We start from the raw sequence: 25,670 nt of genomic DNA on the forward strand, positions 1-25,670 counted from the left end.
GGGGCCGTCAGATCCAGTTCTGGAAGCGGATGACCTCGCGCCAGTAGTCGTACGGCACCTGCATCGCCGACCAGAACGGGTAGAACGCCACCGACACCGCCGTGATCGCCAGCAGCACGCCGGCGATCACGGCGAGGGTCCCGCCGCGCCCGGACCGGTGGCGCGTGCGTTCGAGGGCCACCACCATCGGGTACAGGAGCGTGAGGATCACCCAGGGCGTGAACACGATCGAGTAGAACGTGAAGATGGTCCGCTCGGAGTAGAAGAACCACGGGGCCCAGCCGGCGATCGTGCCGGACAGGACGGCCAGGGCCCGCCAGTCGCGCAGCCAGACGCCGAGCACGATCGTCACGACGATCGCGATGGCGGCGAGGAACCACAGCAGCGGGTTGCCGATCGCCGAGACCGCGACGGCGCACGCGCCGCCGTCCGGCGGGCAGCCGTTCTCGCCGGCGGCGGAGCGCTCCCAGAAGAACGACGTGGGCCGCCACTGCACGATCCAGCCCAGCGGGTGCGAGGCGTAGGCATGATCGGAGTTCAGGCCCGTGTGGAAGCCGAACATCTGCTGGTGGTAGTACCAGAGGCTCGCGAGCCAGTCGGGCATCCACGAGACCGCCTCGTCCGGATGGTCGGCGGCCCAGGTGCGGTAGTAGCCGTCCTTGCCGACGATCCATGAGGTCCACGACCCCACGTAGGTGACCACCGCGACCGGCACGATCTGCAGGAAAGCGAGCGGGGCGTCGAGCGCCAACGACTGCAGCCAGCCGTGCCGGATGCCCGCCCGCTGCCGGGCCGTCAGGTCCCACAGCACGGTGAGCAGGCCGAACACGGCCACGAACCACAGCCCCGACCACTTGACCCCGCACGCCAGACCCAGCGCGATGCCGGCGGCCAGGCGCCACCAGCGGAACCCCAGCCCGCGCGGTCCGAACCTCGCGACGGTGCCGCCCGCCTCGAGGACCGACCCGACGCCGGCTGCCAGCCGCCGGCGGGACTGCTCGCGGTCCAGCAGCAGGCAGCCGAAGGCCACGAGCACCCAGAACATGAGGAACTGGTCCAGCAGTGCGACCCGCGAGTGGACGATCGCCTCGCCGTCGATCGCCAGGAGGAAGCCCGCGGCGAGACCCATCACCGTGCTCGAGAAGAGACGACGGGCGATCCGGACGAGCAGCAGCACGGCCAGGATGCCGACGACGGCGCTCGCCAGGCGCCACGCGAACGGGTTGGCCGGACCGCCACCGGCCTCCATGCCCAGCCAGATCATCCACTTGCCGACGGGCGGATGGACGACGTAGGCGGCCTGGTCGAGGTACGAGTCGACGTCACCCGCCTCGAACGCCGGGTTGGGGTCCTCGGGCCACTGCCGCTCGGTGCCCTCGCGTCCCAGCGTGTACGCGTCCTTGACGTAGTAGGTCTCGTCGAAGACCAGGCTGCCCGGCCGGCCGAGCTCCCACAGGCGGGTCACCGCCGCGAGCAGCGTGACCACGATCGTGCCCACCCAGCCGAGCACCTGGGCACGCCGGGTGGCCCCCAGCGCCAGGCGACGCTCGCCCAGCAGCCGCACCAGCAGGGTCTGCTCCGTGGCGGCCGGCTCGCCCGGCGTGGTCTCCGCCTCGTTCGCCGGCAGGTCCGTGCCCGACGGCGGTACGTCCGCCCCGCTCCCGGCGGCGGTGGGAGTCCCGTCGGCCGGCGTGGGCGGGGTGCGCGACGAACCGTTCTGCCCGACGCTCGGGACGGCACCGGTGATGGCGCGGAACGCGCCGGTCACGATGGGGATGCCGCGGGTGTCCGTGCGGTGGCCGTGGACGTCACGCCGTGAGGGGTACTGGCGGCGCGGCGCGGACGGCGAGTCGATCTCCGGGTTCTCACCCGTGGCGGGAGCGTCGGCATCAGGGGCGGTCACCTCGGCCACTTTAGAGGGTCATGACGTCGCCGTGGGACAGTTGCCCGCATGAGTCGTGAGGCAGGGTCCGTCGTGCTGGCCGCCACCCCCATCGGCAACGTGGAGGACGCCTCGCCGCGCCTGCTGCGCCTGCTGCAGGAGGCGGACGTCGTCGCCGCCGAGGACACCCGCCGGCTGCACGGCCTGGCCGGCCGGCTCGGCATCAAGGTCGGGGGCCGCGTGGTCTCGTACCACGAGCACAACGAGCGGGACCGGGCCGACGACCTGCTGGACGTGGTCGACGGCGGCGGGACCGTCGTCGTCGTCACCGATGCCGGGATGCCGGCCGTCTCCGACCCCGGGTTCCGGCTCGTCGAGCGTGCCGTCGAGCGGGGGCTGCCGGTCACGGCGGCGCCGGGTGCCTCGGCGGTGCTCACGGCGCTCGCGCTGTCCGGGCTGCCGACCGACCGCTTCACCTTCGACGGGTTCGTGCCGCGCAAGGCGGGGGACCGGGGCCGGTTCCTCGGCGCGCTGGTGACCGAGCCGCGCACCATGGTCTTCTTCGAGGCGCCGCACCGTGTGGTCGAGACGCTGGCCGCGATGGCCTCCGCGTTCGGCCCGGGCCGTCCTGCGGCCGTGTGCCGCGAGCTGACCAAGACGTACGAGGAGGTGCTGCGCGGCCCCCTGGGTGAGCTCGCGGCGCTGGCGGGCGAGCGGGCCGGGTCGGGTGCCGGGCTGCGCGGCGAGATCTGCGTCGTCGTCGGCGGAGCCCCGGCCGCGGAGACGCCGCGCGTGGAGGACCTGGTGCCCGAGGTCCTGGAGCGCGTGCAGGGTGGGGAGCGGCTCAAGGCCGTCGTGGCGGAGGTGGCGACGGCGGCCGGCGTCCCGAAACGGGACCTCTACGCCGCCGCCCTCGCTGCCCGCCCGCCGAGGTAGTAACGCCGGCGCCGAGGTAGGAGCGGCGGGAGCGGCGCTACCTCGCGGCGCCGGAGTCGGCGAGCTCGACGCCGGCGGCGGCCAGCTCCTCGCGCGCCCGCTCGCCCAGCTCGGGCGACACCGGCGCGGTGAGGTCCGCCAGCACCCTCGTGGAGAACCCGAGCCGCGTCGCGTCCAGCGCCGTGTGCTTGACGCAGTGCGACTCCGCCAGGCCGACGACGTCCACCGCGGTGGTACCGGCCTCCCGCAGGACCGACTCGAGCGACCGGCCCGCGACGTCGGCCCCGTCGAACCCGGAGTACCCGTGGTCGTACTGCCCCTTCTTGACCGCGACGTCGGCGGCGAGGTCCGCGAGCGCCGGGTGCAGCTCCGCGTTCGGCGAGCCCGCGACGCCGTGCACCGGCCACGAGTCGACGAAGTCCGGGGTGTCGCTGAAGTGCTCGCCCGGGTCGATGTGCCAGTCCTGGGTGGTGACGACCAGGCCGTACCGGTCGCGGTGCTCCCCGGCGTACGCGGCGACGTCGGCCGCGACACGGTTCCCGCCGTCGACGCCGAGCTCACCGCCCTCGCAGAAGGTCGGCTGGACGTCCACGACGATCAGTGCGCGCGTGCTCATGCCCACCACTGTGCCACCTTCGTCGCCACCTTCGTCGCCACCGTCGCCGCCGGCCGTGGCGGCCGGACCCTGGACGCCCGGGCCCGCGACCGTCGTCGGCCATTAGGATTCGGGGCATGACCCACATCCTCTCGGCCGTGGCATGGCCCTATGCCAACGGCCCGCGGCACATCGGCCACGTCGCCGGCTTCGGCGTTCCCTCCGACGTCTTCAGCCGGCACATGCGGATGGCGGGTCACGACGTCCTGATGGTCTCCGGCACGGACGAGCACGGCACGCCGATCCTCGTCCAGGCCGAGTCGGAGGGCGTCACCCCGCAGGAGCTCGCGGACCGCTACAACCGGGTCATCGTCGAGGACCTGACCTCCCTGGGCCTGTCCTACGACCTGTTCACGCGCACCACGACGCGCAACCACTACGCCGTCGTGCAGGAGATGTTCCGCACGGTGCACCAGAACGGCTACATGGTCGAGAAGTCGACGATGGGCGCGATCTCGCCGTCCACGGGCCGCACGCTGCCCGACCGCTTCATCGAGGGCACCTGTCCCATCTGCGGCTACGACGGCGCTCGCGGCGACCAGTGCGACAACTGCGGCAACCAGCTCGACCCGATCGACCTGAAGAACCCGCGCAGCCGCATCAACGGCGAGACGCCCAAGTTCGTCGAGTCGAACCACTTCTTCCTCGACCTGCCGGCCCTCGTCGACGCGCTGTCCTCGTGGCTCGAGAAGCGCGACGGGTGGCGGCCCAACGTGCTCAACTTCAGCCGCAACCTGCTCGACGACGTCCGCCCGCGCGCCATGACGCGCGACATCGACTGGGGCATCCCCGTGCCGCTGGAGGGGTGGGAGGACAATCCCGCCAAGCGGCTCTACGTGTGGTTCGACGCCGTGATCGGCTACCTGTCCAGCTCGATCGAATGGTCGCGACGCCAGGGCACGCCCGAGGCGTGGCGCGAGTGGTGGACGAACCCGGACGCCCGCTCGTACTACTTCATGGGCAAGGACAACATCACCTTCCACTCCCAGATCTGGCCGGCGGAGCTGCTGGCGTACGACGGTGGCGGGTCGCGCGGGGGTGCGCCGGGCCGGTTCGGCTCGCTGCAGCTCCCGACGGAGGTGGTCTCCAGCGAGTTCCTCAACGTCGAGGGCCAGAAGTTCTCCTCCTCGCGCGGCGTCGTCATCTACGTGCGCGACATGCTGGCCCGGTACCAGCCCGACGCGTTCCGCTACTACGTCGCGGCGGCGGGACCGGAGAACCAGGACGTCGACTTCACGTGGGACGGGTTCCTGCGGCGTACCAACGACGAGCTCGTCGCCGGCTGGGGCAACCTGGTCAACCGCACGGCGTCGATGGTGCACAAGAACTTCGGGCAGATCCCGACGGCGGGCGAGCTGACCGACACCGACCGTGACGTCCTGGCCGCCACGAGCAAGGCGTTCTCCGACATCGGCTCCCTCATCGAGTCCAACCGGCAGCGGGCCGCGATCGCGGAGGCGATGCGCGTCGTCGGCGACGTCAACCGCTACGTCTCCGAGACCCAGCCGTGGAAGCTCAAGACCGACCCGGAGCGGCTGGCCACCGTGCTGCACACCACGACGCAGGCGGTCAGCGACTGCAACACGCTGCTGGCACCGTTCCTGCCGCACTCGGCGCAGTCGGTGCACGAGGTCCTGGGGGGTATGGGTGAGTTCGCCCCGCAGCCGCGCATCGAGGAGGTCACCGACCTGGACGACGACTCGCGGCACTACCCGGTCATCACCGGCGACCACGACGGCGGCTACCGGTTCCCCGCGTGGGCGTCGAGCCCCGTGACGCCGGGCACCCCGATCGCGAAGCCGTCCCCGGTGTTCACCAAGCTCGACGACTCGATCGTCGAGGAAGAGCTCGAGCGGCTGCGCGAGAAGGCCTGAGCGTGGCGCGCAAGCGTGAGCGCGGGTTCCCGCGCGACCCCGAGCCGCTGCCGGTCCCCGTCGTCGACAACCACACGCACCTGGACGCGATCGCGGACCTCGTCCCCGACGGCTCGCCGGTCCCGACCGTGGCCGAGCACGTGGCCCGGGCTGCCGCCGTCGGCGTCGACCGGATGGTGCAGGTGGGCTGCGATCTGCCGTCCGTCGAGTGGACCGACGCGCTCCTGCGGGATGCGGAGGCCGACGCGCTCCTGGGTGCGGTGGCGATCCACCCCAACGAGGCGGTGCTGCACGCCGGTGTCCGGGAGGTCGGCCCCGACGGGCTCGAGCCGCAGCCGCGGCCGCACCACTCGACGTCGCTGGCGGACGCGATCGCCCGCGTCGCCGAGGTCGCCCGCGACAACCCCCGCGTGCGGGCGGTGGGGGAGACGGGCATGGACCTGTTCCGCACCGGGCCGCAGGGCGAGGAGGCGCAGCGCGAGTCGTTCCGCGCCCACGTCGCGCTCGCCAAGGAGCTCGGGCTGGCGCTGCAGATCCACGACCGCGACGCCCACGAGCAGGTGGTCGAGGTCCTGCTGGCGGACGGCGCACCGGAGCGGACCGTCTTCCACTGCTTCAGCGGGGACGCGGCGATGGCGGCGCTCGCCGCCGAGCACGGCTGGTACCTGTCCTTCGCCGGGACGGTCACCTACCCGAAGAACACCCATCTGCGCGAGGCGCTGCGCACGGTGCCGCTCGAGCTCGTCCTCGTGGAGACCGACGCGCCGTACCTGCCGCCGCACCCGTTCCGCGGGCAGCCGAACGCCCCGTACGTCGCCGCGCACACCGTGCGGGCCATGGCCGAGGTGCTCGACCGACCGCTCGCCGACGTCTGCCGAGCGGTCTCGGACAACACCGGACGGGTCTACGGGTCGTGGTGACCCCTGTCGCTCGAGCCCAGGTTCGGCTACGGTCTGGTGACCGTGGCGACACCTGAGGCTGGACGACGGCGTGACATGACCCGGAGGCGCCGTCCCCCGGAGCGGTACGTCGGCCGCCGCGGCCCCCTGGGCGCGATCACCCGCGGTGCGCTGCAGGTGCTGGTGGTCGTCGCGGTGGCGCTCGGCACGACGGGCGTCCTCGCGGCGCACAGCACGGTCACTGTCGACATGGACGGCCGGGTGCAGACTCTCGACGGCTACGGGCGCACGGTCGGCGAGGTCCTCGCGTTCCACGGCATCGAGCCGGGCCCCGACGACCTGGTGCAGCCCGTCGCCTCCGCCCCCGCGCCGCGGGACGGCGAGGTCGTGGTGCGCACCAGCAAGGAGGTCACGCTCGAGGTCGACGGCGAGACCACGAGCTTCCGGACGACGGCGCACACGGTGGGCGAGCTCCTCGCCGCCCTGGGGCCGCGGGGCGACGGCGCGGTGGCCTCGGCGTCCCGCAGCGACCCGTTGGGCCGCGGCCCGGTGCGGGTGTCCACGCGCAAGACCGTCTACGTGTCGGTCGATGGCTCGGTGCTGCCGCTGCGGACCACGCAGGCGACGGTGCGGGACGTGCTGGCCGAGGTCGAGATCTCCCTGGGCGAGGACGACCGGACGTCGGTCCCGCTGGGGGCGGCCGCCGTCGACGGCATGGTCGTGGTGGTCAACCGTGGCGGGACGGCGTCCGACATCGTCACCGAGGTCGTCCCGTTCGAGACCGAGCGCATCGAGTCCGACGACCTGCCGAAGGGGCACGAGACCGTGCGGACCCGTGGCGTGCCGGGCGAGCGCGTGACCACCTACGAGGTGCACACGCTCGACGGCGCGGAGGTCCGGCGCACGGTCGTCGACCGGTCGGTGACGGTGGAGCCCGTCGACGAGGTCGTCGTGGTGGGCACGCTGGACGTGTCGCAGGTGCAGGCCGACCCGGGGTCGGCGAAGGCCATCGGCCGGGCGATGGCGGCCGAGCGCGGCTGGGGCGACGACCAGTTCGTGTGCCTGGACAAGCTGTGGACCAAGGAGTCCAACTGGCGCTGGAACGCCGAGAACCCCTCGAGCGGGGCGTACGGCATCCCGCAGTCCCTGCCCGGGTCGAAGATGGCGTCCGCCGGATCCGATTGGCGGACCAACCCGGCCACGCAGATCTCGTGGGGCCTGGGCTACATCTCCGGGCGGTACGGCACCCCGTGCAGCGCGTGGGAGCACTCCATGTCGGTCGGCTGGTACTGACGGGGCCGGCCGGGTGCGTTCGACCGGGTGCTGGTGTGACGTCCGTCGCGAGAACCCGGGCAGTTTTCCGGCATACCGTCCCGTAGCCGGGCATAAATACCACAGGGCGTCTTGGATGTAGATCACGATGCGGTTACGGTCGTCGGAGCCACCGGATCGACGCCCGGCCCGACCGCCAGTCGGGGACCCGCCGTCGTGCCCGGACCTGCCGACGTCTGGAACATCTCTTGAACGACTGGTCCGACGACTCCGTCACGCCACCGACAGCACCCGTCCCCGTGAGTGCCGAACCCGCCACGGAGCAGACCGCCGGGGCGGCTGCGGCCGCCACCGCGCTGCGCCGCCGCCGCTGGCCGCTGATCACCATGGTGGTCGCGCTGAGCATGGTCGTCGCCGGCGGCGTGAGCTTCGCCGTCGTCGAGCAGCTCCGCAAGGACGTCACGCTCGACGTCGACGGCGAGCTCGTCTCGGTGACCACCTACGCCGACACCGTGGACGACGTCCTCGCCGAGGAGAACGTCCGCGTCGGCAGCAACGACGAGGTCACGCCCGCGGCGGGCGACGAGCTGCGTGACGGCGCCGTCGTCGAGGTCCGCTACGGCCGCGAGCTGACCGTCGAGACCGACGGCGAGGAGCAGGACGTCTGGGTCACGGCGCTCGACGCCGACGAGGCCCTGGCGGCTCTCGCCACGCGTGCCGATCAGGTCCGCCTCCTGCCGTCCCGGTCCGCGGACCGGGCGACCCTGCCCATCCGTCTCGACGCCGAGCAGCCGGTGGCGCTCGTCGTCGGCGGCGACGAGACGGTGGTCGACGACGGGGCCACGACGCTCTCGGAGCTCTTCGAGGCGGAGTCGGTCGAGATCGACGCCGACGACCGCGTCCACGTGGACCGGATCGAGGCTGCCGCGCCCGGCGACCCGACGGTGCGCGTCGTCGTGCAGGTCGTCGACGTGGAGAAGGTCACCAAGACCAAGAAGATCGCCTTCGACACCGTCACGAAGAAGGACCCCGACCGCTACAGCGACAAGGGCTCCACCGTGTCCCGCGAGGGCAAGGACGGCGAGCGGACCATCGTCAAGCGTGTGACGCGCGTCGACGGCGAGGTCGAGTCGCGCGAGAAGGTGTCGAACAAGGTCACCACCAAGCCGGTCGACGAGATCGTCGTGACCGGCACCAAGGAGCGGCCGGAGCCCGAGCCGGCGCCCGCCGACTCCGGTTCGAGCAGCTCGTCCTCGAGCGGTTCCTCGTCCAGCAGCTCCAGCTCGAGCGGTTCGTCCGGCGGCTCGTCCGGCGGCAGCGCCCCTGCCGGCGTCTGGGGCCAGCTCGCCCAGTGCGAGTCGGGCGGCAACCCGTCGACCAACACCGGCAACGGCTACTACGGGCTGTACCAGTTCTCGCTGCCGACGTGGCAGGCCGTGGGCGGCTCCGGCCTCCCTTCGGACGCGTCGGCCGCCGAGCAGACGAAGCGCGCGAAGATCCTGCAGCAGCGCTCCGGCTGGGGCCAGTGGCCGCACTGCGCCAGCAAGCTCGGCCTGCTCTGACCTGGCCGACGTAGCGCACCACCCGACGAGGTGGTCGAGAGTGCCGCGAGGTAGTACCACCTCGCGGCACTCTCGACCACCTCGTGGTGTGTCCGGGCCGAGAAGCCCTGAGGCCCGGGACCGCCAGGTGTGACGCACGTCGTGTTGCTCTCTATAACGAATCAGTTACGGTCGGGTGTCGCTCGCGCTCCGCGAGGCGTGCCAGCCGTATAGGCCGCCGCCCAGCTTTCGAGAGCCACCCCCCCACCACGTACCCCACGGGAGTTCTATGACCTCCGCACCGGAGAACAACGTGCCTCGGCCCACCACCGCCGAGACCCGCGCCGTCCGCACGCGCCACGTGCGCCGTCGTCGGACGCTGATCGCCGGCGCCACCGCCGGCGCCCTCGTCCTCGGCGTCGGCTCGGCCGTCGCCGTGTCGCAGGCTCACAAGACCGTCACGCTCGACGTCGACGGCGCTACCCGGACCGTGAGCACCTTCGCCGGTGACGTGGACGGTCTGCTGGCCGACGAGGGCGTCGCCGTCGGTGACCGCGACCTCGTCGCCCCCGCCGGGGGCACCGCGCTGTCCACCGACGACGAGATCGTCGTGCGTACCGGCAAGGAGCTCGACGTCGAGATCGACGGCAAGGAGAGCACCGCCTGGGTGACCGCGGCGGACGCCCACGAGGCGCTCAACCTGCTCGCGCAGCGCGGCGAGGACATCGCGCTCGTCGCGTCGCGGTCCGAGGACCGCGCCGAGCTGCCGCTGCAGGTGCACGACGGCGACCAGGTCGCCGTGGTGCACGACGACACCGTGGCCGTCGCCGACGGCACCGACGAGCTCGACGACGTCCTCGACGACGCCGAGGTCGCGGTGGACGAGGACGACGTCGTCACCCTGCACACCGCGGGCGACGCCGGGGTGACGGCCGAGAGCCTGCCCGAGGGCGCCGACGTGCCGCAGGTCGCCGTCGTCGTCCAGCGTGTCGAGGTCGAGCGCGTCACCCAGGTCAAGGAGATCGACTTCGACACGAAGACGAAGAAGAGCTCCGACCGGTTCGAGGACCTCGACCCCAAGGTCAAGAAGAAGGGCGAGCCCGGCTCGCGCACCGTCGTGCGGGAGATCACCACGATCGACGGCGAAGAGGTCTCGAACGAGAAGGTCACCTCCCTGGTGACCGCCGAACCGACCACCGAGGTGCTCGTCGAGGGCACCAAGGAGCGGCCGGAGCCCGAGCCGGCGACCTCGTCGTCCGGCTCCTCCTCCGGTTCGTCCGGCGGGGCGTCCACGTCCGCAACCGGCAGCTACTCGGGATCCAACCGGGAGATCGGTCAGCAGATGGCCGCGGCCCGCGGTTGGAGCGGCGGCGAGTGGACCTGCCTGGAGAACCTGTGGACCAAGGAGTCCGGCTGGTCGCACACGGCCGCCAACCCCTCCTCGGGCGCCTACGGCATTCCGCAGTCCCTGCCGGGCAGCAAGATGGCCACCGCCGGCTCCGACTGGCAGTCCAACCCGGCCACCCAGATCTCCTGGGGCCTGGACTACATCGCCGGCCGCTACGGCTCCCCGTGCGGCGCCTGGGGCCACTCGCAGGCCAACAACTGGTACTGAGAGGTCCGGTCGGGCGATACTCAGCCCCATGACTGACACCCCCGGCGCCCTGCTCGGCCCTGCGGAGATCCGCGAGCTGGCAGGGCGCCTCGGCGTCCGGCCCACCAAGACGCTCGGGCAGAACTTCGTGCACGACGGCGGCACGGTGCGCAAGATCGTCCGTGCGGCCGGGGTGCAGCCAGGCGACCGGGTCGTGGAGATCGGCCCCGGCCTGGGGTCGCTGACCCTGGGGCTGCTGGAGGCCGGCGCGTCGGTGGTCGCGGTCGAGATCGACCCCGTCCTGGCCGGGCAGGTCGCCGAGACCGTCGAGCGCCACCTGCCCGGCGCCGACCTCGAGGTGGTGACCGCGGACGCGATGGACGTCACCGAGCTGCCCGGCGAACCGCCGTCAGCCCTCGTGGCGAACCTGCCGTACAACGTGGCCGTGCCGGTGCTGCTGACGTTCCTCGAGCGTTTCGACTCGCTGCGCTCGGTGCTCGTCATGGTGCAGGCCGAGGTCGCAGACCGCCTCGCCGCCCCACCCGGGTCGCGGACCTACGGTGTACCGTCCGCCAAGGCCGCCTGGTACGGGTCCGCCCGCCGGTCGCTGACCATCGGGCGCAACGTGTTCTGGCCCGTGCCCAACGTGGACTCGGCGCTCGTCGCGTTCGAGCGGCACGAGCCGCCGTCGACGACTGCCACGCGCCAGCAGGTGTTCCGCGTGGTCGACGCTGCGTTCGCCCAGCGCCGCAAGACCCTGCGGGCCGCGCTGTCGGGCCTGTTCGGCTCCGGGGCCGCCGCCGAGGAGGAGCTGCGCGCCGCCGGCGTCGACCCTTCGCTGCGCGGTGAGCGCCTGGCGGTCTCGGACTTCGCCCGCATCGCCGAGCGCCTGGACGCCGGTGCTGGCACGGTGGACGCGTGAGCCACCTCGCTGCCGCCCCCGCGCCGTCCGTCCGCGTGCGTGCCCCGGGGAAGATCAACCTGACGCTGCGCGTCGGGCCCGTGGCCGACGACGGCTACCACCCGCTCGTGACGGTGTTCCAGGCGGTCACCCTGTACGAGGAGATCACCGCCACCGAGGTGCCCGAGGGCACGGGCATCTCGCTGACCGTCGAGGGGCCGCAGGCCGACCGGGTGCCGCTGGACTCCGGCAACCTGGCCTGGCAGGCCGTCGAGGCGATCGCCCGGCACGTGGGGCTCGACCCGAGCGTGGCGCTGCACATCGCCAAGGGCGTGCCGGTGGCCGGAGGGATGGCCGGGGGCTCGGCCGACGCTGCCGCGACGCTGCTCGCCTGCGACGCGCTGTGGGGCACCGCCCTGCCGCGGCACGAGCTCCAGAGCATCGCGGCGACGCTGGGGTCGGACGTGCCGTTCGCGCTCCTCGGGCACACCGCCGTCGGGACGGGCCGTGGGCACCTGCTGACCCCGGCGATGGCCCGTGGGGAGTTCCACTGGGCGTTCGCCACCCGCGACGAGGGGTTGTCGACCCCGGCGGTGTACCGGCGGTTCGACGAGCTCGGCGGAGGCGCCGGCTCCGACGTCAGCTCGGCCGACGACAACGGTCTGATGCAGGCCCTGCGCGCCGGCGACCCGACAGCGCTGGGCCAGGCGCTGCAGAACGACCTCGAACCGGCCGCGCTCGACCTCCGCCCCGAGCTGGAGCGCACGCTGGAGATCGCGCAGAACGGTGGCGCGCTCGGGGCGATGGTCTCCGGGTCGGGGCCGACGGTCGCCGCGTTGGCGCGCTCGCGTCAGCACGCCCTGGCGATCGCCGCGACGTGGACCGCCGAGGGGGCGGCCGACGCCGTCTGGTGCACCACCGGCCCGGCCGCGGGCGCCCGCGTCCTCTGACGAGGTGGTACCGGTCTCGCCGGGGTAGTACGGCGCCCGTCGAGGTAGGACGGCGTCACACCTCGCCGACGTGCTTGCGCAACCAGGCCAGGGTCGGGGCGAACCGGTAGTGCTGGCCGCCCTCGTGCCCGTTGTACGGATAGACGTCGATGCTCTTGTCCGAACCGCCCCAGGCGTTGTACGACGCGTACACGGTCGACGGCGGGCAGATGGCATCCATCAGGGCGACGGAGTACAGCCCGGCCGCCTGCGCGCGCCGCGCGAACGAGACCCCGTCGAGGTAGGACAGCGTGCGCCAGACGGCGTCCTCGTGCTCACGGTGCACCGACAGGTACTGGGTGATCTCGCCGTACGGAAAAGCATCCGTGATCTGTACAGCTCGCCGGAAGTGGCTGAGGAACGGCACGTTCGGTGCGGCGGCGACCACGTCGGGCAGCAGGCCCGCGACGGCGATCGCGATACCGCCACCCTGGCTCGTCCCCGCGACCGCGACGCGCGCCGGGTCGATGCCGTCGAGCTGCCGGACGGCGTCGACCGCTCGGACACCGTCGGTGAAGACCCGGCGGTAGTAGTGCTCCGCGGGGTCGAGGATCCCGCGGGTCAGGAAGCCGGGCGAGGCCGGTGCGTGGCCCACCGGGTCCGGGGTGTCACCGCCGGAACCCCAGCCCGAGCCCTGCCCTCGCGTGTCCATGATCAGGTGCGCGAAGCCCGCCGCTGCCAGCCCGAGCTGCTCGTGCGGCAGTCCGCGGCCCCCTCCGTACCCGAGGTACTCGACGACGGCGGGCAGCGGCCCGTCCACCCGTGCGGGGCGCACCAGCCACGCCTTGACGGGGTGGCCGCCGAAGCCCGGGAACGTGACGTCGTCGACCGTGATCTCCGAGAGCCCGGTGTCGACGCGCTCGACCCGCACGTCCTCGCCGTGCCCACGCGCCTCGGCGACGGTGCCGGCCCAGAACTCGTCGAAGTCGGCCGGCTCGTCGAGCTGCGGAGCGTACTGCTCGAGCTCGGGCAGGGGCAGGTCGAACTGGGCCATGCGTGGTCCTCCGTACGTGGCGCGGTGATGAGCGGCACTCTATCGCTGCCGGTCAGGCGGGCTGCCGTCCAGCAGTGGCACCATCGACGCATGTCTGGTGCCTCCGGCGACTTCGAGCTGACCGGCGACGAGCTGCGTGCGGTGGCGCGCTACGCCGCGACGTCCGCAGGCGACGTCCTCGGCGTCTTCGAGCAGGAGCGGCCTGACGACGGCCGGCCGCGCGCCGCGCTCGAGTCCGCGCGGGCGTTCGTCGACGGTGCACCGCGCAGCCGGTGGCAGCGCACGGCCGCGATGGACGCCCACCGCGCCGCTGCGGCAGCCCCGACGGAAGCGTCCCGACTGGCAGCGCAGGCGGCCGGGGATGCCGCCGCGGCGGCGTACCTGCACCCGATCGCCAAGGCGCACCAGGTGGGTCACGTCCTGCGTGCCGCGGCGAACGCCGTGCGCATCGCCGAGATCCGGGCCGGCGCCGACCTGGGCGCTGTCGAGCGGTCCCTCGCCCAGGCGCGGGACCGTGCCACGCCGGTCGTCGTGGACGTGCTCCGCCGGTACCCGCCGGCACCGGCCGGACGGAGCCGGGTGGCCCGGCTCATGACGGAGCTCGACGTCTCGCTGCGCGCTGGGAGGTGACTACCCTTCTGGGGTGGCTCATCTTCTCGGTGCGGACGGCATCTCTCTGACCATCGGCACCCGCACCCTGCTCGACGGCGTCTCGCTCGGCCTCGACGACGGCGACCGGATCGGCGTCGTCGGACCCAACGGTGCCGGCAAGTCCACCCTGCTGCGCCTCCTCGCGGGGACCGCGACGCCCGACGGCGGACGGGTCACCCGGGTGGGCGGCTCCCGGCTAGGCATGCTGGACCAGCGCGACGAGGCCCGGCCCGGAGCCACGGTGCTCGACCTGGTGCACGGCGACGACGCGACGCACGAGTGGGCGTCCGACGCCCGCATCCGCGCCGTGCACTCCGGGCTGCTCGCCGACCTGGACCTCGACCAGCCGGTGTCGACCCTCTCCGGCGGGCAACGCCGTCGGGCCGCGCTGGCGGCGCTGCTGGTGACCGACCCGGACGTGATGCTGCTCGACGAGCCCACCAACCACCTCGACGTGGAGGGCGTGGCCTGGCTGGCCGAGCACCTGCGCGACCGGTACGGCCGTGCCGGCGCGACGGGCGCGCTCGTCGTCGTGACCCACGACCGCTGGTTCCTCGACGCCGTCTGCTCGCGCATGTGGGAGGTCCGCGGCGACGGGACCGGCGCCGTCGACGGTTACGAGGGCGGGTACGCCGCCTACATCCTGGCCCGCGCCGAGCGGTCGCGGCAGGCGGCCGCCGCGGCCGAGAAGCGCAACAATCTGCTGCGCAAGGAGCTCGCGTGGCTCAAGCGCGGGGCGCCCGCGCGGACGTCCAAGCCGAAGTTCCGCCTCGACGCCGCGGCCGCGCTCATCGACGACGAGCCGCCGCCGCGCGACACGCTCGAGCTCACCCAGATGGCCACCAAGCGCCTCGGCAAGGACGTGCTCGACCTCGAGGACGTCACCGTCTCCGTCCCTCGGCCGGACGGCGGGCAGCGCACCCTGCTGGACGGCGTCACGTGGCGGCTCGGGCCCGGCGACCGCTACGGGCTCGTGGGGGTCAACGGTGCCGGCAAGACGACGGTGCTCGCGCTCCTGGCGGGGCGACGGGAGCCCGACGACGGACGTGTGCGCCGCGGCAAGACGGTCGAGGTCGCGGAGCTCACCCAGGAGGTGACGGAGCTCGACGAGGTCGGCGACCGGACGGCCGTGCAGGTGGTCGACGCCGAGAAGCGCACCGTGGTCGTGGACGGCAAGGAGATGACGGCGGGCCAGCTCACCGAACGGCTCGGGTTCACTCGCGAACGCGCGCACACGCCGGTACGGGACCTGTCCGGGGGTGAGCGCCGTCGGCTGCAGCTCCTGCGGCTGCTGGTCTCCGAGCCCAACGTGCTGCTGCTGGACGAGCCCACCAACGACCTCGACACGGACACCCTCGCCGCGGTGGAGGACCTGCTCGACGGCTGGCCCGGCACGCTCATCGTGGTCTCCCACGACCGGTACCTGCTGGAGCGGGTGTGCGACCGGCAGTGGGCGCTGCTCGGTGACGGGACCCTGCGGGACCTGCCCGGGGGAGTGGAGCAGTACCTGGAGCTGCGTCGTGCTGCGGCCGCGGGTCCGGCGGGCTCCGGCCTGCCGCGCGGCGGTGAGGTGCCGTCGTCGGGCACGGGTGCTGCCGGGCCCACGGCGTCGCCCGCGGACCAGCGGGCGGCGAAGAAGGCGGTGCAGCGGCTGGAGCGCCGGCTGACCAAGCTGGTCGAGGAGGAGAAGCAGCTCCACGACAAGATGGCCGCCGACCCGACGGACTACGAGGGTGTCGCGCGGCTCGACGCGCGGCTGCGCGAGCTGCTCGCCGAGAAGGACGAGGTCGAGATGGAGTGGCTGGAGGCCGCCGAGATCGCCGAGTGACGCCAGTCGTCCCCGCCCCCCGCCCCCGTCGTTGTGGGTGCACGACACGCCGTCCGGCGGCTCAGCCAGACGGCGTGTCGTGCACCCACAACGCGTCGCCACGCGGCCGGCCCGAGGCGAGCCACAGGGTCACCGCCATGAGTGTCAGCAGCCCGGTCGCCACGAGCAGCGGTACGGTCCAGCCGTCCGTCGCCTCGTGGACCGCGCCGAGGACCGTCGGGGCCGTCGCCGCGCACGCGTACCCGGCGGTCTGCACGACGGCGGAGGCCCGGCGGGCGGTCGCCACGGACGGCGAGCGCTGGGCGATCAGCGTGAAGATCACCGTGAAGTTGCCGCCCTGGGCTGCGCCCGCGAGGCACACCCACAGCCACCAGGCGTGCGGTGCGAGCAGCAGCCCGACGGGCAGCGACAGCCACATGACCGACAGCCCGGTGGCGACCTTCCGCGCCGAGAGCCGCCCCGCCATCCCGAGCGGCACGAGGAACGCGCCGGCCACGGCCGCGAGCTGGAACGGCGCCGCCGCCCCGCCTGCGGCCGCGGCGTCGATCCCGAGCCGGTCGGCCAGGATCGCGGGCAGCCACGCCGTCATCGCGTAGTACCCGGAGGCCTGCCCGGCGAACGCGAGCGCCAGCAGCACCACGAGCCGCCGTTGCGCACCGAGCGCCCCGGCGGTGGGTGGCGCAGCGGCCGACGGCGGCACCCCGGTGTGGCGCACGGCGAGCGCCCGGCCCGTGGGCAGCCACACGACCAGGGCTGCCACGGCGAGGAGTCCCCACCCGGCCAGCGCCCACTGCCAGCCGAACACGACCGCCAGGGGCACGGTGAGCACGGTGGTGAAGGTGGAGCCGACGTTCATCGTGGCGGTGTAGGCGCCGGTGACGGCGGCTGCGCGCCGTTGGAAGTCGCGGGCGATGACCACCGGCACGGCGACGTTGCCGAGCGTGATGCCGAGACCGAGCACGGCGGTCCCGGCGAGCGCGGTGGGGACCGACCCGGTGGACCGCAGCAGCGTTCCGCCCAGCACGCCGACCAGGGCGAGCAGGATGGTGCGCTCGGGACCGAGCCGACCGACCAGTACCGCCGCCGTCGGCGTGAACAGCGCGAAGCAGAGCACCGGCACCGACGTCAGGAGGCCGGCTCCACCGGAGGACAGGCCGAGCCCTGCGGCGACCTGGTCGACCACGGGCGGGAGCGACGTGATGGGGGCGCGCAGGTTGAGCGCCACGAGCAGCAGCGCGCCGAGCGCGCCCCAGCCGGCGCTGGTGGTGAGCACGCCGCCAGGGCGGGTGCCGCCGTCGGACGGGCTAAGCATCGAACTGCGCACCGAGGGTGCGCAGCAGGTCGGCGAGGCGGGGGCGTTCCGTGGCGGGCAGGGCGTCGAGGACGCGGGTCTCGACGTCGAGCAGGTCGCTCATCGCGGCGTCCACGCGGAGGCGACCGGACGAGGTGAGCTGGACGAGCACGCCACGGCGGTCGTCCGGGGAGCGGTGTCGCTCGACCAGGCCCCGGCGCTCGAGCCGGTCGATGCGGTTGGTCATGGTGCCGCTGGTCACGAGGGTCTGGGCCACCAGCGTGCCGGGGGAGAGCCGGTAGGGGTCGCCGGCCCGACGCAGCGCGGAGAGCACGTCGAACTCCCAGGTCTCGAGCTCGTGGCGGGCGAACGCGCCGCGCCGGGCACGGTCGAGATGGCGGGCCAGCCGGCTGATCCGGGAGAAGACGCTGAGCGGCTCGACGTCGAGGTCGGGTCGTTCACGGCGCCAGGCCGCGACGATGCGGTCGACCTCGTCCCCGGTGCGCGTGCTGTCCATGCGACGAGCGTATCGCGGGTCTCTCGACGTCAAGACTCTTGACGCGCCCCCTGATCGCTGTGGGTGCACGACACGCGGCTACGGGACTCCGTCTGACGGCGCGTCGTGCACCCACAACGATCAGGGGGGGCGGGGTCAGTGGCGACGCAGGGCCGCACGGACGCGCGCGACGACGGGTCGCAGGTCGCGCAGGTCGTCGCCGACGACGACGATCACGATCCAGCCGAGCTCCTCCAGACGCCGTCGGGCGCGGACGTCCTCACGCCACTGAGCCCGGTCGGTGCGGTGCTGGTCGCCGTCGTACTCGATGGCGATCCGCTCGGCGGGATAGACGAGGTCGACGCGCTTGACGTACCGGCCCTCCGGGTCGGTGACGACCTCGTTCACCCGCGGGCACGGCAGACCACCGGCGACCAGTCCCAGGCGCGTCACGGTCTCCGGGCTGGAATCGGTGCCCGGCCGCATGCGCGAGATCTGCTCACGCACCTGGGTGATGCCCTTGACCTTGCGCGTGCGCTCGGCCAGGTCCGTCAGCCCCGCGACAGTGGTGAGCGAGTGCTGGCGGCGCATCATCGCGTCCCCGAGGACGACGACGTCGTCGGGTCGCCGCAGCCCGACGCCGACGTGCACGAACGTCTGGGCCGCCGTCGTGACGAGCAGCCCGTCGTGCTCGACGACCTCCAGGAACGACTGCCGCGAGCGGTGCGCGACCACGCCGTCGTACCGCGGCCGGTCCTGCTGCCTGCCGGTGACTACGTGGATGGCGTCGTCGTGCTCCAGCGTCCAGGGGCGTTCGACGCCGAGCAGGTCGAGCGCCGTCGTGTGCGAGAACGCCACGTCGGGACCGAGGCGCTCGGCGAGCGCGCGGCAGGTGTCGGCCAGGCTCTCCGGCAGCGCGGCGGAGCGGACGCCGCGGAAGGGGGTCGCCAACCGGGACGAGCGGAGCCGGTGACGGGGGACGCCGTGCCGGACGGCGTCGGACACCCGGAACGGTCGGTCGAGAGGGATGCGCGGGTCGAGCGGTGGGGGAGGCATGGGCACACGGTGCCCGGGCGCCCGGCGCGGCGGGAGGGCCCACCCCGCATCTGTGGACAACCCCTCGCCCCGCGTGCTTGTGGGTGCACGACACGCCGGTTGAGGCATGAGTCAGGCGGCGCGTCGTGCACCCACAGCGGCGAAGAGGAGGGGGTCAGCTGTTGATGAGACCCGGCTTGCGCTCCATGCCCGCCAGGCCGTTCCAGGCCAGGTTGACCAGGTGGGCGGCCACGTCGGCCTTCTTCGGACGCCGGGCGTCCAGCCAGTACTGACCGGTGAGCGCCACCATCCCGACGAGCATCTGCGCGTAGAGCGGCGCGATCTTCGGGTCCAGCCCGTTGCCCTTGAACTGGTCGGCGAGGATGTGCTCGACCTGCGCGGCGACGTCGCCGATCAGCGACGAGAAGGTGCCGGTCGCCTGCGCCACGGGGGAGTCCCGCACCAGGATGCGAAACCCGTCCTCGGACGCCTCGATGTAGCCGAGCAGGGCCAGCGCGGTGCGTTCCACCATGAGCTTGGGGTGCCCGCCCTCGGCCAACGCGCCCGTCAGCGCCGACGTCAGGCTCTGCACCTCCCGGTCGACGATGACGGCGTAGATGCCCTCCTTGCCACCGAAGTGCTCGTACACCACCGGCTTGGACACCTCCGCCGTGGCGGCGATCTCCTCGACGCTGGTCCCCTCGAACCCCTTGGCGGCGAACAGGCCGCGACTCACCGCGAGCAGCTGCTCCCGGCGCTGGCTCGCGGTCATCCGGGCACGCGGGGCACGCTTGGACGCGCGGGAGTCGGCAGGCATGGGTCCATCATGCCTGGTCCGCGCGGGCCACCATGTGGTCTGCGCCACGTGGCGCTCACGTCCGGTTCGCCCGGATGTGCGCGAGCCACTCCCGGCGACCTGGCAGACTGGGCCCCGGACGCGTGACGGCGGTGCGCAGCAGGTGGGCAGTACCGCGTGCTGCGGGGAGGACCCCGGGCCGCCGTGGCGCACCGATCCGCCTTGGTGTAATCGGCAGCACACGGGTTTTTGGTGCCCTTGGTCCAGGTTCGAATCCTGGGGGCGGAGCTCTCGCGACACCCGACAGAGACGGAGTACCGGTGGTTTCCACGGACCCTCACGGCGACCAGCACGCAGCCCACGGCCCGACGCGAGCGTCGAACGGCATGCCGCGACCGGCCGCCGTCGTCGTCCTCGCCGCCGGGCAAGGGACACGCATGCGGTCCGCGACCCCCAAGGTGCTGCACGCCCTCGGCGGCCGATCCATGCTCGGGCACGCGATGACCGCGGCTCGCGAGCTCGACCCCGTGCACGTGGCCGTCGTGGTGCGCCATGAGCGCGAGCGGGTCGCCGCCGCGGCGCTCGAGCTCGACGAGTCCGCCCTCGTGGTCGACCAGGACGAGATCCCCGGGACCGGCCGGGCCGTGCAGTGCGCGCTGGACGCGCTCGACGCGCGCGCCCACGCTGCCGTGGCCGCAGACCTCGCGACCGCCGCCGAGGTGCACGACGGCGCGGAGCACCCGCTCGGGGACGGCCTCGAGGGCTCGGTGGTCGTCCTGGCCGGGGACATCCCGCTGCTCGACGGCGCCGCGCTCGGTGAGCTGCTCACCGCCCACCACGCCGACGGCAACGCCGTGACGATCCTGACGACCGAGCTCGAGGACGCCACCGGATACGGCCGCATCGTGCGCGAGCAGGGCACCGGCGACGTCGTCGCGATCGTCGAGCACGCCGATGCGACGCCCGAGCAGCGCGAGATCCGCGAGATCAACTCGTCGGTCTACGTCTTCGACGCCGCGGTGCTGCGCCGTGGCCTCGGCGGGCTGGGCTCCGACAACGCGCAGGGCGAGGTCTACCTCACCGACGTCATCGCCTCGGCCCGGGCCGAGGGCGGGGCCGTGCGCGCCCTGCTCAGCGACGACCCGATGCTCGTCGAGGGTGTCAACGACCGCCTCGCCCTGGCGACGCTCGGTGCCGAGCTCAACCGGCGCATCCTGACCGACTGGATGCGCGCCGGCGTGACCGTCGTCGACCCGGGCACCACGTGGGTGGACGCGGACGTCGAGCTCGCCCAGGACGTCACCCTCCTGCCCGGCACGCAGCTGCACGGGGCGACGCGCGTCGAGGCCGGCGCCACCATCGGGCCGGACACCACGCTGACCGACGTCGAGGTCGGCCCGGACGCCACCGTCGTGCGGACCCACGGCTCGCTCGCCGTGATCGGCGCCGGGGCCGGCGTGGGGCCGTTCGCGTACCTGCGCCCCGGCACGGTCCTCGGTGAGCGGGGCAAGATCGGGACCTTTGTCGAGACGAAGAACTCCCAGATCGGTGCGGGCTCGAAGGTGCCGCACCTGTCGTACGTCGGCGACGCCACGATCGGGGAGCAGAGCAACATCGGTGCGGCCTCGGTGACTGTCAACTACGACGGCGTCCACAAGCACCGCACCGTCATCGGCTCGCACGCCCGGACGGGGGCCGACAACATGTTCGTCGCGCCGGTGACGGTGGGCGACGGCGCCTACACCGGTGCGGGCAGCATCATCACGCGCGACGTGCCCGCGGGAGCCCTCGGCGTGAGCCGCTCGCAGCAGACGAACGTCGACGGCTGGGTCGAGCGCCGCCGTCCCGGGACGGCTGCCGCCGACGCCGCCGCGCGGGCCAACGGGGCCGGCGAGAGGCCCGGCGCCCTCGGCAGCCAGGCGCAGCGCGAGCTGGCCGAGCACAACGCCCTCACCGGGGCCGTCCCGGTGGTGCCTGACGACGACGCCGGGTCACCGGAGTCCTCCGAGTCCGCCTGATCGCTCGCCCACCGTGACCCCGTACGAAGGAAGAACCTCCCTGATGAACACCTCGATCCCCGGTACCGGAGCGCGCAACCTGGTCCTCGCGGCCGGCAGGGCGCACCCTGAGCTCGCCGACGCCGTCGCCGAGGAGCTGGGCATCGGCCTGCTGCCGCTCTCGGCGTACGACTTCGCGAACAGCGAGACGTACGTGCGGTTCGGTGAGTCGGTCCGTGGTGCGGACATCTTCCTGCTGCAGAGCCACACCGCCCCCGTCAACCAGTGGCTGATGGAGCACCTGCTCATGGTGGACGCCGCCAAGCGGGCGTCGGCCCGCACGGTGACCGCGGTGACGCCGTTCTACGGCTACGCCCGCCAGGACAAGAAGTCCCGGGGCCGCGAGCCGATCTCGGCGCGTCTGGTCGCCGACCTGCTGCGGACCGCGGGCGCGGACCGCATCATGAGCGTCGACCTGCACACGGCGCAGATCCAGGGCTTCTTCAACGGGCCGGTCGACCACCTGTGGGCGATGCCGGTGCTCACCGAGTACGTGCGCACCCGGGTCGACACCTCGAACGTGACGGTGGTCTCCCCGGACGCCGGCCGCATCCGCGTCGCGGAGCAGTGGGCCGAGAAGCTGGGCGGTAGCCCGCTCGCGTTCGTGCACAAGACCCGTGACGTCACCCGGCCGAACCAGGCGGTCGCCAACCGGGTCGTCGGTGACGTCGAGGGGCGTGAGTGCGTGCTGGTCGACGACCTCATCGACACCGGCGGCACCATCGCCGAGGCGGTCAAGGTCGTCATGGACGCCGGCGCGAAGTCCGTGCTGGTCGCGGCGACGCACGGCGTGCTCTCGGACCCCGCCGGCCAGCGGCTCAGCGAGTGCGGCGTCTCGGAGGTCGTGGTCACCGACACCTTGCCGATCTCCGCCGACAAGCGGTTCGACCGCCTGACGGTGCTCTCGATCGCGCCGCTCCTCGCCCGGGCCATCCGTGAGGTGTTCGACGACGGCTCGGTCACCTCGTTGTTCGACGGCAACAGCTGAGACGAGGCCGACAGGGCTGCGGCCGGACCCGACTTCCCTCCGCGCCGTCGCGCCAGGTACAGTAACCAGGTTGCCTCGGCGAGGGACGTCTGACGGGCGCCGGCTTTTCGCAAGAATCGCCCGCAGAGCTGGATCCGTCGGATTTCCGTGATCGACTGGGCGGCTGCCGGTAGGGCGCGCACCGCGCCGACCGTGCGGCGCCCACGATCGCGTCCGTCACGTGTCCCACGCCGACGCAGCCGCCCGTCCGCGCCGGTTCCCCTTCGCGGACAGCCGACGGCTCCCTCTGGTCGTCGGCACGCACAGACCTTAAGCAGGAGTGATCCACATGGCCGAGATCAAGCTCGCCGCCGAGGCCCGCACCGAGTTCGGCAAGGGGGCCGCCCGTCGTGCCCGCCGTGCCGGCAAGATTCCCGCCGTCCTCTACGGGCACGGCGCCGACCCGCTGCACATCAACCTGCCGGGTCACGAGACCATGCTCGCCGTCCGCCAGACGAACGCGCTCATCGGTCTCGACGTGGACGGCGAGCAGCACCTCGCGGTCGTCAAGGACGTCCAGCGTCACCCGGTCCGCGTGGAGATCGAGCACATCGACCTCCTCCTCGTGACCAAGGGCGAGAAGATCGCCGTGGACGTCACCGTCTACGTCGTGGGCGAGTCCGCGCCGGGCTCCATCCACTTCGTCGAGGAGCAGACGCTGTCCGTCGAGGCCGACGCCACGAGCATCCCGGACTCCATCGAGGTCTCCATCGAGGGCCGCGAGCCGGGCGACCACATCCTCGCCGGCGACATCGAGCTGCCGGAAGGCGTCGAGCTCCTCACGGACGCCTCGTACGCCGTCGTCGCGATCTCCGAGCCGCGCGGCGAGGAGTCCGCGGACGAGGAGTCGGCCGAGTCGGCCTCGGCCGCGAGTGACGGCTCCGCCGAGTGACCCTCGCCTGACGAGCCAGCAGCACCCGAACGCCCGACGGCGGCCCCGCGCCGCCGTCGGGCGTTCTGCGTCGTGCAACTAGGCTCCGACGTTGTGGGCGCAAAATCTGTGTGCCATATCAGGATAAAAAGGATCTTCCGGGCCAGATTTCGCGCCCACAACATGAAGGGGCAGGTGGGATGACCGACAGTCCGTGGCTCGTGATCGGGCTCGGCAACCCCGGACCGAAGTACGCCGGCAACCGGCACAACGTCGGCCAGATGGTGCTCGACCTGCTCGCCGAGCGCACCGGCAGCCGGTTCGCGAAGCACCCGCGGGCACAGGCCGTGGTCGCCGAGGCCCGTCTGGGCACGCTGCCCGGCGGTGCGCCCGGCCCGCGCGTGGTCCTGGCCAAGCCGACCACCTACATGAACACGTCCGGCGGACCCGTCTCCGCGCTGGCGCAGTACTACGGGATCGACGCAGACCACGTGCTCGCGGTCCACGACGAGGTGGACATCCCGTTCGACACGCTCAAGCTCAAGGCGAGCGGTGGCGAGGGCGGGCACAACGGCCTGCGCGACATCTCCAAGGCGCTCGGCGCGCGGGAGTACGTCCGCGTGCGCGTCGGGGTCGGGCGCCCGCCGGGTCGCATGGACACGGCGGACTACGTGCTGCGCGACTTCTCGGCCACGGAGCGCAAGGACCTGCCGATGCTCGTCGACGACGCGGCGGACGCCGTCGAGATGGTCGTCACCGACGGGCTGCTGGCCGCGCAGGGGAAGTACCACCAGCGCGGCTGAGCGGCGCACGGTGCCGGGGCGCCGATCTTCACCCGGGTGACAACGGTGCCGAGGTCTCCTCCGGGCGCTGACGGCGACGTAGCCTGACGGGACGTTCGACCCTGCGCCGAGGAGCACCGGATGACCGACGTCGTGCTCGCCCACGACTACGCCACACAGCGTGGCGGCGCCGAACGGGTCGCCCTCGCGATGACTCGGGCCTTCCCTTGTGCTCCGGTGCTCACCACGCTCTACGACCCGGACGGCACCTTCCCGGAGTTCGCCGACGTCGATCTGCGCACCTCCCGGCTGAATCGCTGGGGTGTGCTGCGACGGCACCACCGGCTCGCGCTGCCCTGGCTCGCAGGCGCGATCGACGCCCAGGTGGTCGAGGCGGACGTCCTCCTGGCCAGCTCGACCGGGTGGGCGCACGGGTACCGGGGCGCGGGGCGCACCGTCGTCTACTGCCACGCCCCGGCACGCTGGCTCTACCAGCGTGCCCGCTACCTGTCGGGGCAGGACGGACGAAGCATGCCGGAACGGGCACGCGCCGGTCTGGCCCGCGCGGCCTTGGACGTGCTCACACCTCGGCTGCGGCGGTGGGACGCCGACGCCGCGGGCCGGGCCGATCTCTACCTGGCCAACTCGACCGTGACCCGGGACGCCGTCCGTGAGGTGTACGGCATCGAGGCCGAGATCGTGCCCCCGCCGCCCGCGATGATGCCCGCGGGTGACGAACGGCCGGTGCCGGGGCTGGAGCCGGGCTTCCTGCTGTGCGTCGCGCGGCTGCTGCCGTACAAGAACGTCGACGTGCTGGTCCGCGCCGCGCGGCTCGTCGGCGGTCCCCGCCTCGTCGTCGTGGGCGAGGGGCCGGACCGGGCCCGGCTCGAGCGGATGGCGGGCGATGCCGCGGTGACGTTCACCGGGCGGGTCGACGACGCCGAGCTGCGATGGCTGTACCGGCACTGTGCCCTGCTGCTGGCCGCGTCGTACGAGGACTTCGGGCTCTCGCCGCTGGAGGCGGCAGCGTTCGGGCGCCCCGCAGTGGTGCTGGGGGCCGGCGGTTATCTCGACACCGTCGTCGACGGAGTGACCGGGCGGCACGTCGCGGCCAACGCGCCGGAGCAGTTCGCGGCCGCGACGGACGAGGCGCTGCGGGCGTCATGGTCACCGGACGCGCTGCGGCGGCACGTGAGATCCTTCTCGCAGGAGAGGTTCGCGGACCGGTTGCGCGCGGCCGTGGGGACGACGACGCAGCGCGCTCGTCCGTCGGGGGCGTCGACGAGTGGGAGGTGACCG

Annotated in this window: 22 protein-coding genes and 1 tRNA gene; 16 read left to right on the forward strand and 7 right to left on the reverse strand. The window is 72.9% G+C overall.

From position 1 onward, the window contains the following. Positions 1–7 precede the first annotated feature (7 nt). The gene (locus tag ACWAT2_RS12965; protein WP_402374408.1) at positions 8–1,903 is read right to left on the reverse strand and encodes a dolichyl-phosphate-mannose--protein mannosyltransferase; all 1,896 of its coding nucleotides are present in this window, start codon (positions 1,901–1,903) and stop codon (positions 8–10) included. A 48-nt stretch (positions 1,904–1,951) separates the two neighbouring features. On the opposite strand from ACWAT2_RS12965, the gene rsmI reads away from it, so the two are divergent. Next, on the forward strand, positions 1,952–2,818 hold the full coding sequence (gene rsmI / locus ACWAT2_RS12970) for a 16S rRNA (cytidine(1402)-2'-O)-methyltransferase (protein WP_402374410.1): 867 nt from the start codon (positions 1,952–1,954) through the stop codon (positions 2,816–2,818). A gap of 37 nt (positions 2,819–2,855) precedes the next feature. Here rsmI and ACWAT2_RS12975 read toward each other — a convergent pair whose 3' ends face one another. Then, positions 2,856–3,434: an isochorismatase family protein gene (locus ACWAT2_RS12975; RefSeq protein WP_402374412.1), complete on the reverse strand. Its 579-nt coding sequence runs from the start codon at positions 3,432–3,434 to the stop codon at positions 2,856–2,858. A gap of 116 nt (positions 3,435–3,550) precedes the next feature. On the opposite strand from ACWAT2_RS12975, the gene metG reads away from it, so the two are divergent. From metG to ACWAT2_RS13010, 7 genes are all read left to right on the forward strand, one after another. Continuing rightward, entirely contained in the window at positions 3,551–5,347 is a 1,797-nt protein-coding gene (gene metG, locus ACWAT2_RS12980) for a methionine--tRNA ligase (RefSeq protein ID WP_402374414.1), read from the forward strand. A 2-nt stretch (positions 5,348–5,349) separates the two neighbouring features. Then, positions 5,350–6,267 carry a TatD family hydrolase gene (locus ACWAT2_RS12985; protein WP_402374416.1) on the forward strand — a complete coding sequence of 306 codons (918 nt, stop codon included), beginning with the start codon at positions 5,350–5,352 and terminating at the stop codon, positions 6,265–6,267. Between the two features lie 75 nt (positions 6,268–6,342). Next, positions 6,343–7,539: an aggregation-promoting factor C-terminal-like domain-containing protein gene (locus ACWAT2_RS12990; RefSeq protein WP_402374418.1), complete on the forward strand. Its 1,197-nt coding sequence runs from the start codon at positions 6,343–6,345 to the stop codon at positions 7,537–7,539. A gap of 278 nt (positions 7,540–7,817) precedes the next feature. Beyond that, positions 7,818–9,080 (forward strand): transglycosylase family protein, encoded by a 1,263-nt coding sequence (locus tag ACWAT2_RS12995; RefSeq protein ID WP_402374420.1) that lies wholly within the window; start codon positions 7,818–7,820, stop codon positions 9,078–9,080. 268 nt (positions 9,081–9,348) lie between these two features. Beyond that, a complete protein-coding gene (locus tag ACWAT2_RS13000; RefSeq protein WP_402374422.1) occupies positions 9,349–10,674 on the forward strand; it encodes an aggregation-promoting factor C-terminal-like domain-containing protein in 1,326 nt (441 codons plus the stop codon). A gap of 28 nt (positions 10,675–10,702) precedes the next feature. After that, positions 10,703–11,575 carry a 16S rRNA (adenine(1518)-N(6)/adenine(1519)-N(6))-dimethyltransferase RsmA gene (gene rsmA, locus ACWAT2_RS13005; RefSeq protein ID WP_402374424.1) on the forward strand — a complete coding sequence of 291 codons (873 nt, stop codon included), beginning with the start codon at positions 10,703–10,705 and terminating at the stop codon, positions 11,573–11,575. Continuing rightward, complete coding sequence (locus ACWAT2_RS13010; RefSeq protein WP_402374426.1) at positions 11,572–12,504, forward strand: 4-(cytidine 5'-diphospho)-2-C-methyl-D-erythritol kinase; 933 nt, start codon at positions 11,572–11,574, stop codon at positions 12,502–12,504. Before rsmA ends, ACWAT2_RS13010 begins: the two co-directional genes overlap by 4 nt. A 55-nt stretch (positions 12,505–12,559) precedes the next feature. On the opposite strand, the gene ACWAT2_RS13015 is transcribed toward ACWAT2_RS13010, so the two are convergent. After that, entirely contained in the window at positions 12,560–13,537 is a 978-nt protein-coding gene (locus ACWAT2_RS13015; protein WP_402374428.1) for an acetylxylan esterase, read from the reverse strand. Positions 13,538–13,627: 90 nt separating this feature from the next. Here ACWAT2_RS13015 and ACWAT2_RS13020 point away from each other — a divergent pair, with 90 nt between their 5' ends. Together ACWAT2_RS13020 and ACWAT2_RS13025 are read left to right on the forward strand one after the other, a co-directional pair. Then, positions 13,628–14,167: a putative immunity protein gene (locus ACWAT2_RS13020; protein WP_402374430.1), complete on the forward strand. Its 540-nt coding sequence runs from the start codon at positions 13,628–13,630 to the stop codon at positions 14,165–14,167. 13 nt (positions 14,168–14,180) lie between these two features. Beyond that, entirely contained in the window at positions 14,181–16,016 is a 1,836-nt protein-coding gene (locus tag ACWAT2_RS13025; protein WP_402374432.1) for an ABC-F family ATP-binding cassette domain-containing protein, read from the forward strand. 61 nt (positions 16,017–16,077) lie between these two features. On the opposite strand, the gene ACWAT2_RS13030 is transcribed toward ACWAT2_RS13025, so the two are convergent. From ACWAT2_RS13030 to ACWAT2_RS13045, 4 genes are all read right to left on the reverse strand, one after another. Next, positions 16,078–17,328, reverse strand: coding sequence for an MFS transporter (locus tag ACWAT2_RS13030; protein ID WP_402374434.1), 1,251 nt, complete (start codon positions 17,326–17,328; stop codon positions 16,078–16,080). Beyond that, the gene (locus ACWAT2_RS13035; protein ID WP_402374435.1) at positions 17,321–17,824 is read right to left on the reverse strand and encodes a MarR family winged helix-turn-helix transcriptional regulator; all 504 of its coding nucleotides are present in this window, start codon (positions 17,822–17,824) and stop codon (positions 17,321–17,323) included. The genes ACWAT2_RS13030 and ACWAT2_RS13035 overlap by 8 nt, the downstream gene beginning before the upstream one ends. A 135-nt stretch (positions 17,825–17,959) precedes the next feature. Then, complete coding sequence (locus tag ACWAT2_RS13040; protein WP_402374437.1) at positions 17,960–18,859, reverse strand: hypothetical protein; 900 nt, start codon at positions 18,857–18,859, stop codon at positions 17,960–17,962. A gap of 154 nt (positions 18,860–19,013) precedes the next feature. Beyond that, positions 19,014–19,610, reverse strand: coding sequence for a TetR/AcrR family transcriptional regulator (locus ACWAT2_RS13045; protein WP_402374543.1), 597 nt, complete (start codon positions 19,608–19,610; stop codon positions 19,014–19,016). Positions 19,611–19,850: 240 nt separating this feature from the next. Between ACWAT2_RS13045 and ACWAT2_RS13050 the strand changes: the two genes are divergently transcribed. The 6 genes from ACWAT2_RS13050 to ACWAT2_RS13075 all read left to right on the forward strand — a co-directional run bounded on the left by ACWAT2_RS13050 (position 19,851) and on the right by ACWAT2_RS13075 (position 25,667). After that, positions 19,851–19,922: transfer RNA gene (locus ACWAT2_RS13050), tRNA-Gln, on the forward strand. Between the two features lie 98 nt (positions 19,923–20,020). Then, entirely contained in the window at positions 20,021–21,652 is a 1,632-nt protein-coding gene (gene glmU, locus ACWAT2_RS13055; protein ID WP_402374545.1) for a bifunctional UDP-N-acetylglucosamine diphosphorylase/glucosamine-1-phosphate N-acetyltransferase GlmU, read from the forward strand. Positions 21,653–21,695: 43 nt separating this feature from the next. Beyond that, on the forward strand, positions 21,696–22,679 hold the full coding sequence (locus ACWAT2_RS13060) for a ribose-phosphate diphosphokinase (RefSeq protein ID WP_402374439.1): 984 nt from the start codon (positions 21,696–21,698) through the stop codon (positions 22,677–22,679). Between the two features lie 328 nt (positions 22,680–23,007). Continuing rightward, the gene (locus ACWAT2_RS13065; RefSeq protein ID WP_402374441.1) at positions 23,008–23,610 is read left to right on the forward strand and encodes a 50S ribosomal protein L25/general stress protein Ctc; all 603 of its coding nucleotides are present in this window, start codon (positions 23,008–23,010) and stop codon (positions 23,608–23,610) included. A gap of 179 nt (positions 23,611–23,789) precedes the next feature. Further along, the gene (gene pth / locus ACWAT2_RS13070; RefSeq protein WP_402374443.1) at positions 23,790–24,392 is read left to right on the forward strand and encodes an aminoacyl-tRNA hydrolase; all 603 of its coding nucleotides are present in this window, start codon (positions 23,790–23,792) and stop codon (positions 24,390–24,392) included. Positions 24,393–24,512: 120 nt separating this feature from the next. After that, positions 24,513–25,667 (forward strand): glycosyltransferase, encoded by a 1,155-nt coding sequence (locus ACWAT2_RS13075; protein ID WP_402374445.1) that lies wholly within the window; start codon positions 24,513–24,515, stop codon positions 25,665–25,667. Positions 25,668–25,670: the final 3 nt, after the last annotated feature.

Source organism: Isoptericola sp. GX10416, from assembly GCF_056590155.1.